The sequence below is a fragment of the Mesorhizobium sp. USDA 4775 genome (assembly GCF_054062655.1).
On record NZ_JBSSFM010000001.1, the window covers coordinates 4,233,704 to 4,249,890 of the forward strand.

General features: G+C 63.0%; 14 protein-coding genes. 8 read left to right on the forward strand and 6 right to left on the reverse strand.

The window, feature by feature from the left end:
* The first annotated feature begins 37 nt into the window (after positions 1 to 37).
* Entirely contained in the window at positions 38 to 337 is a 300-nt protein-coding gene (locus tag ACVILI_RS20720; protein ID WP_038647042.1) for a DUF3572 domain-containing protein, read from the forward strand.
* Positions 334 to 987 (forward strand): hypothetical protein, encoded by a 654-nt coding sequence (locus ACVILI_RS20725; RefSeq protein ID WP_019858401.1) that lies wholly within the window; start codon positions 334 to 336, stop codon positions 985 to 987. The genes ACVILI_RS20720 and ACVILI_RS20725 overlap by 4 nt, the downstream gene beginning before the upstream one ends.
* Before the next feature lie 64 nt (positions 988 to 1,051).
* Here the strand turns inward: ACVILI_RS20725 and ACVILI_RS20730 are convergent, their stop codons facing one another.
* Both ACVILI_RS20730 and ACVILI_RS20735 read right to left on the reverse strand, forming a co-directional pair.
* Positions 1,052 to 2,623, reverse strand: a complete 1,572-nt coding sequence (locus tag ACVILI_RS20730; protein ID WP_038652748.1) for a hypothetical protein — start codon at positions 2,621 to 2,623, stop codon at positions 1,052 to 1,054.
* Positions 2,624 to 2,708: 85 nt separating this feature from the next.
* A complete protein-coding gene (locus ACVILI_RS20735) occupies positions 2,709 to 3,296 on the reverse strand; it encodes a GNAT family N-acetyltransferase (protein ID WP_019858404.1) in 588 nt (195 codons plus the stop codon).
* Positions 3,297 to 3,362: 66 nt separating this feature from the next.
* Here ACVILI_RS20735 and ACVILI_RS20740 point away from each other — a divergent pair, with 66 nt between their 5' ends.
* Positions 3,363 to 4,691 carry a DNA polymerase IV gene (locus ACVILI_RS20740; protein WP_038647047.1) on the forward strand — a complete coding sequence of 443 codons (1,329 nt, stop codon included), beginning with the start codon at positions 3,363 to 3,365 and terminating at the stop codon, positions 4,689 to 4,691.
* Between the two features lie 38 nt (positions 4,692 to 4,729).
* Here ACVILI_RS20740 and ACVILI_RS20745 read toward each other — a convergent pair whose 3' ends face one another.
* Positions 4,730 to 5,236 (reverse strand): hypothetical protein, encoded by a 507-nt coding sequence (locus tag ACVILI_RS20745; protein ID WP_038647049.1) that lies wholly within the window; start codon positions 5,234 to 5,236, stop codon positions 4,730 to 4,732.
* 194 nt (positions 5,237 to 5,430) lie between these two features.
* Here ACVILI_RS20745 and ACVILI_RS20750 point away from each other — a divergent pair, with 194 nt between their 5' ends.
* Complete coding sequence (locus tag ACVILI_RS20750; protein ID WP_038647051.1) at positions 5,431 to 6,312, forward strand: DMT family transporter; 882 nt, start codon at positions 5,431 to 5,433, stop codon at positions 6,310 to 6,312.
* A gap of 11 nt (positions 6,313 to 6,323) precedes the next feature.
* On the opposite strand, the gene ACVILI_RS20755 is transcribed toward ACVILI_RS20750, so the two are convergent.
* The 3 genes from ACVILI_RS20755 to ACVILI_RS20765 form a co-directional block, all read right to left on the reverse strand.
* Positions 6,324 to 7,127, reverse strand: a complete 804-nt coding sequence (locus tag ACVILI_RS20755; protein ID WP_019858410.1) for an ion channel — start codon at positions 7,125 to 7,127, stop codon at positions 6,324 to 6,326.
* Positions 7,128 to 7,179: 52 nt separating this feature from the next.
* On the reverse strand, positions 7,180 to 10,707 hold the full coding sequence (gene dnaE / locus ACVILI_RS20760) for a DNA polymerase III subunit alpha (protein ID WP_038647053.1): 3,528 nt from the start codon (positions 10,705 to 10,707) through the stop codon (positions 7,180 to 7,182).
* Positions 10,708 to 10,955: 248 nt separating this feature from the next.
* Positions 10,956 to 12,968 (reverse strand): acetyl-CoA carboxylase biotin carboxylase subunit, encoded by a 2,013-nt coding sequence (locus ACVILI_RS20765; protein ID WP_038647055.1) that lies wholly within the window; start codon positions 12,966 to 12,968, stop codon positions 10,956 to 10,958.
* Positions 12,969 to 13,168: 200 nt separating this feature from the next.
* On the opposite strand from ACVILI_RS20765, the gene ACVILI_RS20770 reads away from it, so the two are divergent.
* The 4 genes from ACVILI_RS20770 (at position 13,169) to ACVILI_RS20785 (ending at position 16,172) form a co-directional block, all read left to right on the forward strand.
* A complete protein-coding gene (locus ACVILI_RS20770; protein WP_240565070.1) occupies positions 13,169 to 14,296 on the forward strand; it encodes an S-(hydroxymethyl)glutathione dehydrogenase/class III alcohol dehydrogenase in 1,128 nt (375 codons plus the stop codon).
* A gap of 67 nt (positions 14,297 to 14,363) precedes the next feature.
* Positions 14,364 to 14,933 carry an S-(hydroxymethyl)glutathione synthase gene (gene gfa / locus ACVILI_RS20775; protein WP_027046885.1) on the forward strand — a complete coding sequence of 190 codons (570 nt, stop codon included), beginning with the start codon at positions 14,364 to 14,366 and terminating at the stop codon, positions 14,931 to 14,933.
* A 63-nt stretch (positions 14,934 to 14,996) separates the two neighbouring features.
* Complete coding sequence (locus tag ACVILI_RS20780) at positions 14,997 to 15,464, forward strand: YaiI/YqxD family protein (protein WP_019858415.1); 468 nt, start codon at positions 14,997 to 14,999, stop codon at positions 15,462 to 15,464.
* A 30-nt stretch (positions 15,465 to 15,494) separates the two neighbouring features.
* The gene (locus tag ACVILI_RS20785; RefSeq protein WP_019858416.1) at positions 15,495 to 16,172 is read left to right on the forward strand and encodes a DUF1345 domain-containing protein; all 678 of its coding nucleotides are present in this window, start codon (positions 15,495 to 15,497) and stop codon (positions 16,170 to 16,172) included.
* The last annotated feature ends 15 nt before the right edge of the window (positions 16,173 to 16,187 follow it).

Consider the following 16,187-nt stretch of genomic DNA (forward strand, 5'->3'; position numbering starts at 1 on the left):
CTGCGGAAGAGACTCATTCCACGTACCGAAGGTAGTGATGGCAAACGCGGCGTCAATGCGCGAAGAGGCTGAAACCATTGCCGTGAAGGCGCTGGGCTTCGTCGCCTCTGATCCGGAGCTGTTGCCGCGCTTTCTGGCGATCACCGGCATAGAGGCGCATTCGATCCGCAAGGCCGCCGGCGAGCCGGGCTTTTTGGCTGGCGTGCTGCAGTTTATCCTTGCCCATGAGCCGACCCTGATGCGCTTTGCCGAGGAAACCGGTACGCCGCCGGCCGCCGTCGGCAAGGCGTTGCGTGCACTGCCGATCGGCGACGACAACCACGAGCTTTCCATATGAGCGATGATCCCGAGACCGCGCGCCAGATCGAGGAACTGTCAGCGGACGACCGGCCGCTGCTGGTGCTCGACGTCGACGACGTCGTGCTCGAATTCATTCGCCCCTTCCCGCATTTCTTGAAGTCGCGCGGCTATGGCCTGACGCTGGCGTCCTTCCGGCTGACCGGCAACATTGCCGAAACGGCCAGCGGCCGTCTGATCGAACAGCCAGAAGTGACGGCACTTCTGGGCGATTTCTTCGACACCCAGGCCGATTGGCAAAGCATAACCGACGGCGCCGCGGAAACCTTGGCAAGGCTTGGCAACCGCGCGGAAATCATAATGCTGACGGCCATGCCGCACCGGCATCGTGCCGTGCGCCGCGCGCATCTCGACGCGCTCGGGCTGAGCTATCCGCTGCTGACCACCGAGATGGCCAAGGGACCGGCGGTGGCCAGGCTGCGCGGCAAGAGTGGCCGGCCTGTGGTCTTCGTCGACGACCAGCCGCACAATCTGGCGTCTGTGCGCGAATCCGTCGCCGACGCCAGTCTCTTCCACCTGATGGCCGACAATTCGCTGCGCGCCTTCCTGCCGCCTGTCCCGGACGATGTCATCGTCGTCCAGGACTGGCACGAAGCCGGGCCGAGGATCGCCGGCGCGCTGGGGCTCTAAACGTCAGACGCAATCTCAGGAAAAGCGCCATGCGCTTTCCCGGAATTGCAGAAAAGCCGAACCCTCAAGGATTCAGCTTCGCACCGGCTCCGCCATTGTCGCCGCCGCCACCATTGGCGCCATCGCCATTGTCGCCGCCGCTGCTTTCGTCCGCGCCGTCACCGTCGCCGACGCTGTCGTCCACCGCCGGATCGGCGGGCTTCAGCATGACGCCGTTGACGGTGACCGAGCCGTCGGCCTTGGTGCTGACGGCCCATTCCAGCCGGCCGTCCGGCAGCGTCTTGGCAAAACCCTTGACCATGAGAGCGACAGGCACATACTGCCCGACCTCCGGCTCCGCCTTTGCCGCTTCCTGCAGATGCGCCATGATCTTGTCGAAGCCGGCGACATCGACAGTGAGATTTGCGTCGGGTTTCTGCCCGAAGCTCGTCATCTCGCCTTCCAGCGCGATCTCCATGTCCTTGTTCTTCACAACGCTGTGGCCGATGACGACCTTCGGCGCCTTGGCCAGGAAGTCGGCCTTGAGCTGGTCGCCAAACTCGGCCGACAGCGGCGGATCCTGATTGAGATCAAAGGCTTCGATCGCCTTCTTCGCCATGCTGTCGAGATCGATATTGGCACCGCCGAAGTTCAGGTCGATATCGGTGGGCAGCAACGCAACGCTCCAGCTAGGCAAAAGCTGCTGCGGCACGGTCAGCCCCGATGCCTTGATGCCGTAGGTGACCTTGCCGCTCTGAGAAACGCCGTCGCTGCCGAACGCGGTGCTGAGCTGGGTTGCGCCGAAAGTGCCAATCGGGCTGTCGACTGCGAAATCCTTGAAGCCATAGGTGCCGTCGATGCGCTCCCACACCGGAAGCGCTGCGCGCAGAAGCGACTTGAGCTCCGCCTGGTTTGCCTTCAGCGTCTTCTCGTCCTCATTGGCCACGGCAAATGCCAGGAGGTCGAGCAGCGGCCTCGTCTGCACGCCCTTGCCGCTGGCTTCTACCGACAATTCCGGCGACTTGATGGTGACCGGGAAATTCAGCCCGTTCTCGGGATCGTCCAGTTTGATCGCCTCGGCGAAATTCGAAATTTTTTGCGACATCGTGAAATCGACGCCGCCATTGGCAGCCTTGGTGGCGGCGATCGTCGCGGTGCCGGCACCCGTGCTGGCCTCCATCTGCTGCTTGGCATCCTTCGAGGCCATCGTCATGCCGGCCATCGAACTGGCGCCGCTGATGAAGGCCGCCAGATTGGGATCATAGACCCCGGAACCCTTGCCGTCCTTGATCGAAAACTGCGTGCTTTGCAGCCCCTCGGGCCCGTTGAACTCGAAAGATCCGCTTTGCGAAAAATCCATCGAGACATCCCAGGTCCCGTCGCTGCGCGGCTTCACCAGCACGGCGTAGGGCGCGAAGTCCAATCTCACCTTTCCCTGCTCGGGAAACGTCGCGGCAAGCGCCTTGATGTCCAACGTGACCTTGTAGGCGTCGCCTTCGACCGAAACCTTCAGGATGCCCTTGTCGAGCGCCTGTTTGCCGACATAGCGGGACAGGTCATCGGACAATTGCTTCGCGCCCTTGCTGTCGACGGTCTGGCCGAAGGCGGGCGCGCTGAGCAGAAGCGCGGTAAAGGCAATTGGCAACATACGGTTCACGGGAAGTCTCCGTTCGATCGAAAAGACAAAAATCGTTTCGTGCTTCTGGTAGGGAAATACCATCACAACTGCAAGATGATGACGGTCAGGCAATCGGCTTCAGCACCAGCCGCATCAGCGGGCGGCCCGCCTTGCGTTCCACCAGCCTCTCGAACCCTGCTTTCTCGAACACCCCCGACGAGCCCACGAACAGGCCGATCGATCGCGAATCGCGCGACAGGTCGATCGGGCAGGCCTCGACAAGCCGTGCTCCGTTGCTGCGGGCGAAATCGATGCCGCCTTCGACGAGGCGATGCGTGATGCCCCGGCCCCGCGCCTTGGCGCGGATGAAAAAGCAGGAGATCGCCCAGACGGCCGGATCGGAAGCGTCGGCGGGATCAATCGGCGCCGAGCCCCTGCCCTTGTTGTTCCATTCGGGCACGTCGGCGCGCGGTCCGATCTGCATCCAGCCAACCGCCTTCCCATCCTCGAAGGCCAGCAGGCCGGGCGGCGGGCCGGCTTCGATGCGCGCCTTGATGTGGTCCTTGTTGCGTTCGCGGCTGCTCTCGCGCCGCGCCGCCGGCGCCAGCCGGAAATGCGTGCACCAGCAGCCGTAACAGGCGCCCTGTTTGCCGAAAAGGTCCTCGAAATCAGGCCAGAGCTCAGGCGCCAGCGGTACTATGGTCGTGCTCATACGGTTCTCCCCAGGCCAAGCTTGTCGCTGACCCTGCACTGTCGTACCATTGCCTCTGTTCTCTTTATGTTCGCAGTGATGGCGGCCCCTGTCAACAATCCCGATTACGGTTTTTGCCGTGACTGCCTGACGTTTCAGCGCGGTGAAACGCGCCGCTGCGAGCGCTGCGGCAGCCCTCGCCTTGCCCGTCATCCCGAGCTTTACCGGCTGCATCTCGCACATATCGATTGCGACGCCTTCTATGCGGCGATCGAAAAGCGCGACAACCCGCCGCTCAAGGACAAGCCGCTGATCATTGGCGGCGGCAAGCGCGGGGTCGTCTCCACCGCTTGCTACATCGCCCGCATCCGGGGCGTGCGCTCCGCCATGCCGATGTTCAAGGCGCTCGAGGCCTGCCCCGAGGCGGTCGTGATCCCGCCCAACATGGAAAAATATGTACGTGTCGGCCGCGAGGTGCGCGCCATGATGCAGGCGCTGACGCCGCTGGTCGAGCCGCTTTCGATCGACGAGGCGTTTCTCGACCTCGCCGGCACCGAACGGCTGCACGGCCTGCCGCCGGCCGTGGTGCTGGCGCGCTTCGCACTGGCCGTCGAGAAGGAGATCGGCATCACCGTTTCCGCGGGCCTATCCTATTGCAAGTTCCTCGCCAAGATAGCGTCGGACTTCCGCAAGCCGCGCGGCTTTTCGGTCATCGGCGAGGCCGAGGCAGTCGGCTTCCTGGCGACGCAGCCGGTGACCATGATCTGGGGCGTCGGCAAGGCGTTCAACGCCACGCTGGAACGCGACGGCATCCGCACCATCGGCCAGCTTCAGACGATGGAGCGTGGCGACCTGATGCGCCGCTACGGCGTGATGGGCGACCGGCTTTACCGGCTTTCGCGTGGCGAGGACGTTCGCCGCGTCGACCCCGACCAGGACGCCAAGAGCGTATCGGCCGAAACCACCTTCGACACCGACATCGCGTCGCTGGACGAACTGGTCTCGGTGCTGAGAGGGCTTTCGGAAAAGGTCTCGGCGCGGTTGAAAAAGTCAGGCATTGCCGGACGCACCGTGGTGCTGAAGCTGAAGACGCAGGATTTCAAGCTGCGCACGCGCAACCGCCAGCTCGGCGACCCGACCCGGCTCGCCGACCGTATCTTTCAGACCGGGGTGGAGCTTCTTCGCAAGGAAACGGACGGAACGAAATTTCGATTGCTCGGCATCGGCGTCAGCGACCTCTCCGACGACGACAAGGCCGACCCACCGGATCTGGTCGACGTCCAGTCGCGCAAGCGCGCCATGGCCGAGGGCGCCATCGATGCGCTGCGCGACAAGTTCGGCCGCAAGGCGGTGGAAACCGGCTATACGTTCGGCAAAGGACGCGATGCCCATCCGCCGGAGCCGCTTGAAGACTGAGCCTGGATACCGGATGTGTTGCGATTCAGGTCAGACCGTCAGGTGCGCGTCAGATCGATCCTGCTCGTCACCACGTTCTTGCCGGTTGTCGGATCGGTGTCGGTGACCGTCAGCCGGATGCCATTCTCGCCTCGCTTCTCGACCGTCATCCGCGCCTTGCGATCACCATTGACCTCCTGGGCCCAGCGGATGCCAAGATTGATCGCGTTGCCCGAACGGCTGCCGTTCAGCTGTGCCGGCCCGGTGCGCGACCCAACATAGACGCCGCTGTATTTCGCGCCGGTGACGTTCAACTTGGCGCTGATGGCACGTGTCACCAAGACGAGACCGCGGCAACTGCCATCCAGCGAGAGCGAGGTTGAGGTCGCGTTCGACTTGAAGCTGCAGGAAACACTGACGTTCGGCACATCCGTGGTGACCTGTACAGTGCCCTTGCCGGCAAAATTACCCTTGAACGACTGGAGAAACTTGGTGTCATCGGCGTGTGCCGTGCCTGCCGCGACCAAAAGACAGCCAGCAAGCGCAAATTGCGCGAATGGTCTCATCGAAACTCTCCTGTCGATGCTGAAAGGCAAGATGCCCTGCGAAGCTCGGCTGAATATCGGGACTCAACGCCCACTGGCCTATCGGGTTCCGCTCGCAACATGCCCGTTTTGCAACATCACGCCGCTGCAACTGGCCCAGAAGAATGGAGCGGCTAGCGGTTGCGGCAAAAGCCCCGGCCTGCGAGATAGCTGCCATGGCACCCACCCCCTCGATCCCCAAGGCCGCGTTCTGGATGGCGCTGTCGATCAGCTCTTTCCTGGCTATGTCGGTCGCCGGCCGCGCCACCACGGCCGAACTCAACGTCTTCCAGGTGCTGGAACTGCGCTCGGTGATCGGCTTCTTCATCCTCTTGCCGCTGGTGCTGGCGAGCGGCGGCTTCTCGGCAATGCGCACGCAGCGTCCCCTCGCCCATATCGCGCGCAACGTCGTCCACTATACCGGCCAGGCGGCATGGCTCTACGCCTTGACCCTGATCCCGCTGGCGGTGCTGATCTCGATCGAATTCACCACGCCGATCTGGACGGCGATCCTGGCGGTGACGTTTCTCGGCGAAAGGCTGAGCCGGCCGAAACTGGCGGCGGTCGTGCTCGGCCTGATCGGCGTGGTGGTCATCGTCCGTCCAGGCGTCAACGCGGTTGATCCCGGACATCTGGTCGTGCTGGGCGCCGCGGTCTGTTTCGGCATATCGCTGGTCCTGGTCAAATCGCTGACGCGCACCGACAGCGTCGTGCGCATCATCTTCTGGATGCTGATCATCCAGTCGGCGCTCGGCCTCATCCCCGCCGTCTACGTGTGGCGCACGCCATCGCTTGAACTGTGGCCCTGGATCCTGCTGATCGCCTTCACCGGCATGTCGTCACATTTCTGCATGGCCCGCGCGCTCACCTATGCCGACGCCACCGTCATTTCGCCAATGGATTTTCTGCGGGTGCCCTTGTCGGCGCTGGTCGGCTGGCTGCTTTACAAGGAGCAGATCGACGCCTTCACCGCCGGTGGCGCTCTCCTGATCCTGATGGGCAATCTGCTCAACCTGCAGCGCAAACCGGTGCAGCCGGCTGAAGTGGCGGCATCGTAGCAGTCAGCCAGTCAGTCGCCTTCGTTCGGTATGTTGAGGACGTGCCCGCAGGCCTTGCAGTGCACGGCATCCGGCTCATGCCGCTGCAGCCCGCATTGCGGACAGGGAAAGAACACCTTGGCCGGCCGGAAGATCGCCTGCGCCAGCCTGACAAACAGCGATATGCCGATGATCATGGTGACGATCGCCGTCAGCTTGCCGGCCATTCCCGGCAGCACGATGTCGCCGAAGCCGGTCGTCGTCACCGTGGCGACGGTGAAATAAAGCGCATCGATGTAGTTTTCCAGCCCGGCGCCGTTTCGGAAGAAGAAGGTGTAGACGAAGCCGGTGATGACGAACAGAAACGTCAAGAGGTTGATGACCGCATTGCTTGCCTCGCGCCAGGGCCTCAGCCCACGCATCTCGAAATGCCGCCAGATCGAACCGCTGCGCGACAGCGACCACAGCCGCAGGATGCGCAGGAAACCGAGATTGGCGAGCGCCGTCGGCATCAGCAGCGTCAACAGGATGAAGACATCCACCCAGGAGGTCGGCTGCTTCATCAGGCGCAGCATGTCGTTGGAAGCCAGCAGCCTGGCAATCAGATCGGCGCCGACCAGCGCCGCCACCGCATAATCCAGCCACAGGAACGAGGCCGAATGCTGGATGACGGGTGTCGCGATGAAGAAGGCGATGATGGCGAGATCGATGACGATTGCCGCAACCTGAAAGCGGAAGGCGGCCGGCGTGCGCCCATGATAGAGCCTGCGCAGCATGTCGCGCAGCCGCGCCATCGCGGAACGATCCTGTGATGCTCGCCTGTCAGCGGCCTTCATGCCGATCGCGATGACATGGGCGGCATGCGCCGATGCCTGCCAAGCGCGGCGATCACACCAGTTCCACTTCGACCACGCCGGGCACGGCGCGCATCGCCGAGGCGATCTGCGGCGAGACGCGGTAGCCGCCCTGCAAAGCGATCTCGACCTCGCCCTGGGCCTCTTCCTTGATTACGATGATGCTCACCTGGCTTTCACCGCGCTGGGTGAGCTGGGACTGGATTATCGAGGCGGGTCCATCGTTCCTGACGAATATGCGCAGCGCCTTCTGGATACGGCTTGCCTCCTCCTCCAGCGATTGCACGGAGTTGATGCGCAAATTGACGCCCTCGGGCCGGTCCTCGGCCGCGACGGTGATCACGACGGAGCGGCCGGCTTCCAGCAAGTCACGGTACTGCGCCAACGCTTCGGAAAACAGCACGGCCTCGTACTGGCCGGAAGTATCGGAAAAGGCCACAACGCCCATCTTGTTGCCGGTGCGCGTCTTGCGCTCCTGTTTGCTGGTCACCGTGCCTGCCAGGCGGCCGGCAGAAGCGCCGCGCTTGACGGCGGCCGAGAACTCCGCCCAGTTCTGCACCCGCATCTTCTGCAAGGCCGCCTTGTATTCGTCGAGCGGATGGGCCGAGAGATAGAAACCGACGACCTGGAACTCGCGGTGCAGCCGGTCGGCGGCGAGCCATGGGTCCGTCGCCGGCAGGTTCAACGCCTGCGACTGAGCGCCGAGTGAGGCGCCGAAAATATCGGCCTGGCCGGAAACGGCGTTCTGCTGGGCAAGTGACGCCAATCCCATCATCCGTTCGACGCCAGCCATCATCTGGGCGCGATCATGGCCGAAGCAGTCGAGCGCGCCGGCCATGATCAGGCTTTCGAAGACGCGCTTGCCGACGATCTTGGGATCGACCCGCTCGCAGAAATCCGCGAGATTCTTGAACGGTTTTTCGCCCCGCACGGCAACGATGTGCTCGACCGCCGCGTCGCCGACGCCCTTGAGTGCGGCCATCGAATAATAGATGCGGTTCTCGCCGACCTCGAAAGGCCGAAAACTCGTCATCACCGACGGCGCCAGAACCTCGATGCCGAGGCGCAGCGCGTCCTGGCGGAAGTCGGCGAGCTTGTCGGTATTGCCCATATCGAGCGTCATCGACGCGGCCAGGAACTCGACCGGATAATGCGCCTTGAGATAGGCGGTCTGGTACGAGACCACGGCGTAGGCGGCTGCGTGCGACTTGTTGAAACCGTAGTCGGCGAACTTGGCCAGCAGGTCGAAAATAAAGTCGGCTTGCGTCTTGCTGACACCGCGCTCGACCGCACCCGAGACAAAGCGCTCGCGCTGCTTGTCCATCTCGGCGCGGATCTTCTTGCCCATGGCGCGGCGCAGAAGGTCGGCCTCGCCGAGCGAATAGCCGGACAGCTCCTGCGCAATCTGCATCACCTGTTCCTGGTAGACGATGACGCCTTGCGTCTCCTTCACCAGATGGTCGATCTTGGGATGGATCGAGGCCATCTCCTCCTCGCCATGCTTTCTGGCATTGTAGGTCGGGATGTTCTCCATCGGGCCTGGCCGGTAGAGGGCGACGAGCGCGATGATGTCCTCGATGCAGTCGGGCCGCATGCCTATCAGCGCCTTGCGCATGCCGGCACTTTCCACCTGGAACACGCCGACCACCTCGCCGCGCGACAGCATGGCGTAGGTCTCGGGGTCGTCGAGCGGGATCGTCGCCAGGTCGATGTCGATACCGCGCCGGCGGATCAGCTTGACCGCCGTCTCCAGCACGGTCAGCGTCTTCAGGCCGAGGAAGTCGAACTTCACCAGCCCGGCCTGCTCGACATATTTCATGTTGAACTGGGTGACCGGCATGTCCGAGCGCGGATCGCGGTACATCGGCACCAGTTCCGACAAAGGCCGGTCGCCGATGACGATGCCGGCGGCGTGCGTAGAAGCGTGGCGGTAAAGACCTTCCAGCTTCTGAGCCATGTCGAGCAGCGTCTGGACGATCGGCTCCTTCTCGGCCTCTTCGGCAAAGCGCGGCTCATTGGCAATGGCGTCCGCCAGCTTGACCGGATTGGCCGGGTTCTGCGGCACCATTTTGGACAGCTTGTCGACCTGGCCATAGGGCATCTGCAGCACGCGGCCGACATCGCGGAGCACGGCGCGGGCCTGCAGTGTACCGAAGGTGATGATCTGGCCGACCTGGTCGCGGCCGTATTTCTGCTGGACGTAGCGGATCACCTCTTCGCGGCGATCCTGGCAGAAGTCGATGTCGAAGTCGGGCATCGACACGCGGTCGGGATTGAGGAAGCGCTCGAACAGCAGCGAGAAGCGCAGCGGATCGATGTCGGTGATGGTCGTCGAATAGGCGACCAGCGACCCGGCGCCCGAACCACGGCCCGGCCCAACCGGAATGCCTTGCGCCTTGGCCCATTTGATGAAGTCGGCAACGATCAGGAAGTAGCCGGGGAATTTCATCTTCTCGATGATGCCGAGCTCGAATTCCAGCCGTTCGCGATACTGCTCGACCGTGTAGCCCGGAGTTGGTCCGTGCAGGGCGAGCCGTGCGTCGAGCCCCTCACGCGCCTGGCGGGCGAGCTCCGCGGCCTCGGCCTTTTCGGCCGCATCCTTGTCGGAGGCATCGCCGCCAGTGAAGCGTGGCAGGATCGGGCTGCGGGTTTTCGGATAATAGGAACAGCGCTGGGCGATCTCGACCGTATTGTCGATCGCTTCCGGCAGGTCGGCGAACAGCTTTGCCATGTCGGCCTGGCTGCGCAGGAAATTGTCCGGCGACAACCGGCGGCGGGTATCGACAGCGACGACGGAGCCCTCGGCGATGGCGATCAGCGCGTCATGCGCCTCATAATCGTCGCGTGAAGAGAAAAACGCCTCGTTGGTGGCGACAAGCGGAAGTTCGTGTGCATAGGCGAGATCGATCGTCTGATGTTCGATGACCCGGTCATAGCCCGCGACCCGGTCCAATTCGACATAGAGCCGGTCGCCGAACATCGCCTTGAGCGTCAAAAGCCGAACCTCGGCCAGATCGCGGCGATCCTCCTTCAAGGCGTTGCCGATCGGGCCGCGTGGCCCGCCGCTGAGGCAGATCAGCCCATCGGCCTTTCCCTCCAGCATCTCGGTCGTCAGATGCACCGCCTCGCCGGGCGGTGTTTCCAGATAGACGCGGCTGACCAGCCTGACCAGGTTGGAATAACCGGCTTCGGTCGCGGCGAGCAGAACGACCGGCCGCATTTCCGGGCCTTGCCGCCGGCGATCCCGCTGGCCGTCGCTGTTTTCGCCGGAAAAGGCGAGCGCGATCTGGCAGCCGATGATCGGCTGGATACCCTCCTTCACCGCCTTCTGCGCGAATTCGAGCGCGCCGAACAGATTGTTGGTGTCGGTGACGGCGATCGCCGGCGCCTCGTCCTTCACGGCATGGCCGACGATCTTGCCGAGTTGGAGCGCGCCCTCGAGCAGCGAATAGGCCGAATGCACGCGCAGATGCACGAACGGCCGCGCCGGCACCTCCGGCCGCGCCGCCGCTATCGCGGCTTCGCGCTTCAGGGGGTCGCGTGGGAGTCTGTCATCCGCCATGATTTCTCGCGCTGTCGAAGGCCTTGAGTCGATGGAGATGTATTGTCCGGGACAGGGCGATACCAGTCCAGCACAAACGACCGCCAATCACAGGCTTGCCGAATGCACGGCGCCTCACCTCAGAGATTGTTTCGACATTCGCTCCGGCGAGTCATATGATGGTGGTTTCGAGAACCGGTGCGCAAGTAGAACGGGAAGCGCAGAAAACGCCTTCAGATGGCGGCCGAAGTAGAATTTCCAAACAATCTCTAGGCGAATTCCATGATCACCGCGTCCACAGCCAGGCTGTCGCCGGGCTTGGCGTTGAGTTTCGATACGACGAGGTCGCGTTCGGCGCGCAGCACGTTTTCCATCTTCATCGCCTCGACCACGGCCAAGGTCTCGCCGGCCTTGACCTCCTGGCCCTCGGTGACAGCGATCGACACGACGAGGCCGGGCATCGGGCAAAGCAGCAGTTTCGACGTGTCCGGCGCCACCTTCTCCGGCATCAGCCGTTCCAGCTCGGCGATGCGCGGCAGCATGGCGCGCGCGGTCACCGACATGCCTTTCCAGGCGATGCGAAGACCGTTGGCGACAGGCCGGATCTGGGCGACAACGGAGCGCTTGCCGACCGTGCCGCGCCAGATCAGGTCGCCCGGCCGCCAGTCGGATGAAACGGTCAGCGCCTTGCCGCCGTCGATCGACAGGTCGATCTCCATCGGAATGGATATCATGCCTTCGAGGATGGACGCCTGGAGGTAGTCGTCGCCGAGCTTCACCACCCAATCGCGCTTGAGCGCACCCGAATGCGGCGCCAACCGCCCGCCCAGCCGGTCGAGCCGGTCGCGGCGCAGCAATTCCACCGCGGTCACGATCGAGGTGAGAACTGCTTTTTCTCCGCTGTTCGGCACGACGGGCGCAAAACCGTCGGGATATTCCTCGGCTATGAAGCCGGTCGATATCGCCCCTTCCCGCCAGCGCGGATGCTGCATCAGCGCCGCCAGGAACGGAATGTTGTGCTCGATACCGTCGACCACAAAACTGTCGAGCGCTTCCGACATGGCATCGATCGCTTCGATGCGCGTCGGCGCCCAGGTGCACAATTTGGCGAGCATCGGGTCATAGAACATCGAAATCTCGGAGCCTTCGGTGACGCCGGTGTCGTTGCGGATGATCACATCGCCGAATTGCCCTTCCTCCGGCGGCCGGTAGCGCGTCAGCCGGCCGATCGACGGCAGGAAATTGCGATACGGGTCCTCGGCATAGAGCCGGCTTTCCACCGCCCAGCCATTCAGCTTTATGTCGCTTTGCTTCAAGGCGAGCTTCTCACCGGCGGCGACGCGGATCATCTGCTCGACCAGATCTATGCCGGTGACGAGTTCGGTCACCGGATGCTCGACCTGCAATCGTGTATTCATTTCAAGGAAATAGAAGTTCTTGTCCTTGTCGACGATGAACTCGACCGTGCCGGCGCTCTGGTAGTCGACCGCCCTGGCCAGCGCCACCGACTGCTCGCCCATGGCCTTGCGCGTCTTGGCATCGAGGAAGGGCGACGGCGCCTCTTCCGCCACCTTCTGGTTGCGGCGCTGGATCGAGCATTCACGCTCGCCGAGATAGAGCGCATTGCCATGCGCATCGGCCAGCACCTGGATCTCGATATGGCGCGGATCGACGACGAATTTCTCAATGAACACGCGGTCGTCGCCGAACGAGCTCTTGGCTTCCGAGCGCGCCCGGTCGAAACCGTCGCGCACTTCCGACTGGTTCCAGGCAATGCGCATGCCCTTGCCGCCGCCGCCGGCGGAGGCCTTGATCATCACGGGATAGCCGATCTCGCCGGCGATCTGTTCGGCGTGGTCGGCATTCTCGATGACGCCAAGCCAGCCGGGCACGGTCGAAACCTTGGCGGCGTTGGCGAATTTCTTCGATTCGATCTTGTCGCCCATGGCCTTGATCGCCTTGGGCTTCGGGCCGATGAAGACGATGCCTTCCTTCTCCAGCGTTTCGCAGAAGGCGGCGCGCTCGGACAGGAAGCCATAGCCGGGATGCACGGCCTGAGCCCCGGTTTCCTTGCAGGCGGCGATGATCTTTTCAGGGACAAGATAACTTTGCGCGGCGGGCGAAGGCCCGATATGCACCGCCTCGTCGGCCATCTCGACATGCACGGCATCGCGATCGGCATCGGAATAGACGGCGACCGTGGCAATCCCCATCTTGCGCGCCGTCTTGATGACGCGACAGGCGATCTCGCCACGGTTGGCGATCAGGATTTTCGTGAACATGCTGAGGTCATTCCCCTCCGGTCGGTCGTTCCTTTTATGACCTGTGCTTGCGGGGTCAAGCCGACCATGCAAATCACTGCCTTTCAATCGATTTGCGATTCCAATTCATCGCTGTGGCCCAGTCTCGGCACCAGCTTCTAGTTGATCGTGTCGAAAAAACCTGAAACCTTGGAAAAAAATTCGCATTTGGAGGACGCCCTATGAAAACCCGCGCCGCTGTCGCTGTCGCCGCCGGAAAGCCGCTGGAGATCATGGAGGTCGACCTCGACGGTCCGCGCGAAGGCGAGGTGCTGGTCGAGATCAAGGCGACCGGCATTTGCCACACCGACGAGTTCACGCTGTCGGGCGCCGATCCCGAAGGCCTGTTCCCAGCCATTCTCGGCCATGAGGGCGCTGGCGTGGTGGTCGATGTCGGCAAGGGCGTCACCTCGGTCAAGAAGGGCGACCACGTCATTCCGCTCTACACGCCGGAATGCCGGCAGTGCCCGTCCTGCCTGTCGAGAAAGACCAATCTGTGCACGGCGATCCGCGCCACGCAGGGCCAGGGCTTGATGCCCGACGGCTCGTCGCGCTTCTCGATCGGCAAGGACAAGATCTTCCACTATATGGGCTGCTCGACCTTCTCCAACTTCACCGTGCTGCCCGAGATCGCGGTGGCCAAGGTCAATCCGGACGCTCCCTTCGACAAGATCTGCTACATCGGCTGCGGTGTCACCACCGGCATCGGCGCCGTCATCAACACCGCCAAGGTCGAGCAAGGCGCGACCGCCGTGGTCTTCGGCCTCGGCGGTATCGGCCTGAACGTCATTCAGGGCCTGAAGCTTGCCGGCGCCGACATGATCATCGGCGTCGATTTGAACAACGACAAGAAGGCATGGGGCGAGCGGTTCGGCATGACGCATTTCGTCAATCCGAAGGAGATCGACGGCGACATCGTGCCTTACCTCGTCAACATGACCAAGCGCGACGCCGACCAGATCGGCGGCGCCGACTACACGTTCGACTGCACCGGCAACACCAAGGTGATGCGCCAGGCGCTGGAAGCCTCGCACCGCGGCTGGGGCAAGTCGGTCATCATCGGCGTCGCCGGCGCCGGCCAGGAAATCTCGACGCGGCCGTTCCAGCTGGTCACCGGCCGCACCTGGATGGGCACCGCCTTCGGCGGCGCGCGCGGCCGCACCGACGTGCCGCGCATCGTCGACTGGTACATGGACGGCAAGATCCAGATCGATCCGATGATTACCCATTTGCTGAAACTGGACGAGATCAACAAGGGGTTCGACCTCATGCACGAGGGCAAGTCGATCCGAAGCGTCGTCGTTTACTGAAGCAAGCCACACGCCGCCGACCGACCGGCCAGCGACCTCTGTGGTTCACAACTGGGAGGAGAAAAGAATGGCGGAGAAACTGCATCCGAAAATCGACAATGGCCTGCCAAAGGAGAGCGCGAGCTTTGCCGGCGGCACGCTGGTCTGCGCCTGCACCAGCAAGCCGGTCAAGGTGAAGGTCAAGGGGCAGATCGCCCACAACCATGCCTGCGGCTGCACCAAATGCTGGAAGCCGGAAGGCGCGGTATTCTCGGTGGTTGCCGTGGCCGGCACGGGCGACGTCACCGTCAGCGAGAACGGCGACAAGCTGAAAGTGGTCGATTCCGCGGCGCTGATCCAGCGCCATGCCTGCACCGGCTGCGGTGTCCATATGCACGGCCCGGTCGAGCGCGACCATCCCTTCAAGGGCCTGACCTTCATCCATCCCGAGCGCTTCGTCGAGGATGGCTGGTCGCCGCCGGGGTTTGCAGCCTTCGTCTCGTCGATCATCGAATCCGGCGTCGATCCAAAACGGATGGACGGTATTCGCGCGCAGCTAAGGACAATCGGGCTCGAACCCTATGACTGTCTCAACCCTGGCCTGATGGACTATATGGCCACCTGGACCGCGAAGAAGTCCGGCGCCTTGCCGGCCTGAACACTGTAAGATTTCAGGCAGGGGCCGGACACGTTTCCGGCCCCTGTCCGTTTCGGAGGGATTATGCCCGCACCCGCCATCTACGTCGATGCCGACGCCTGCCCGGTCAAGGCCGAGGTGGAAAAGGTCGCCGAGCGCCTCGGCGTCGTCGTCACCTACGTCTCCAATGGCGGCTTGCGGCCATCGCGCGATCCAATGATCCGCAATGTCGTGGTCTCCAAGGGCGCCGACGCCGCCGACGACTGGATCGTCGAGAATGCCAAATCCAACGACATCGTGATCACGGCGGACATTCCGCTTGCCGCCCGCGCGGTGGCGCTCGGGGCGCATGTGCTTGGGCCAACCGGGCGGCCGTTCACGCCCGAAACCATCGGCATGGCGGTGGCCATGCGCGACCTCAAGCAGCATTTGCGCGAGACCGGTGAGAGCAAGGGCTACAATGCCTCCTTCGCGCCGCAGGACCGTTCGCGGTTTCTTGGTGAACTCGACCGCATCTTGCGGCGCGCGCTGAAATCCGCCACACCCGGCTAGAAACCGAGCGCGATCCAGGGTGGAGACGTCATGGCCATCGAAGCCCCGATCCAGAAACCTATGCAGCGCCATATGCTGTTCGCAATGTCGGCGTGTTTCGGCGCGTTTGCGCTGCTCGTGGCGTTGCTGCTGCACGCCCCGCTCGCCTATTCGATCGGCGCCAATGCCTTTTTCGCCGCCTACGTCATTCTCGTCGTCAGCCAGATGCCCAAATTCACCGGCAAGTATCTGAGCAAGAATGCGCGCGCCACCGACCAGCCGGTGCTGGTCATCTTCGCCGTGACGCTCGTCGTCGTTGTCGTCGCCGTTGTCTCGTTGTTCCTGCTTATCAACCAGAAGAACAGAGGCAATTCCGTCGAACTCGGTTTCGCGCTGCTGTCGATCCCGCTTGGCTGGTTCACCATCCATGCCATGGCCGCACTTCACTATGCGCATGTCTACTGGATGGACGGCGATGCGGTGGACGCTGAAACCAAGAAGAAAATCCCGGTCGGCGGATTGCTGTTCCCAGGCGACAAGCGCCCGGAAGGTTGGGATTTCCTCTATTTCTCGGCAGTCATCGGCATGACGGCGCAAACCGCCGACACCAACATCTCGACCACGCATATGCGCTGTGTCGTCCTCGTCCACTCGATCCTGTCGTTTTTCTTCAACACGGTCATCGTCGCCGCGGCCGTCAATCTCGCCGTCAGCCTGGGTGGCCCGTAATAAATCCGTGATCGG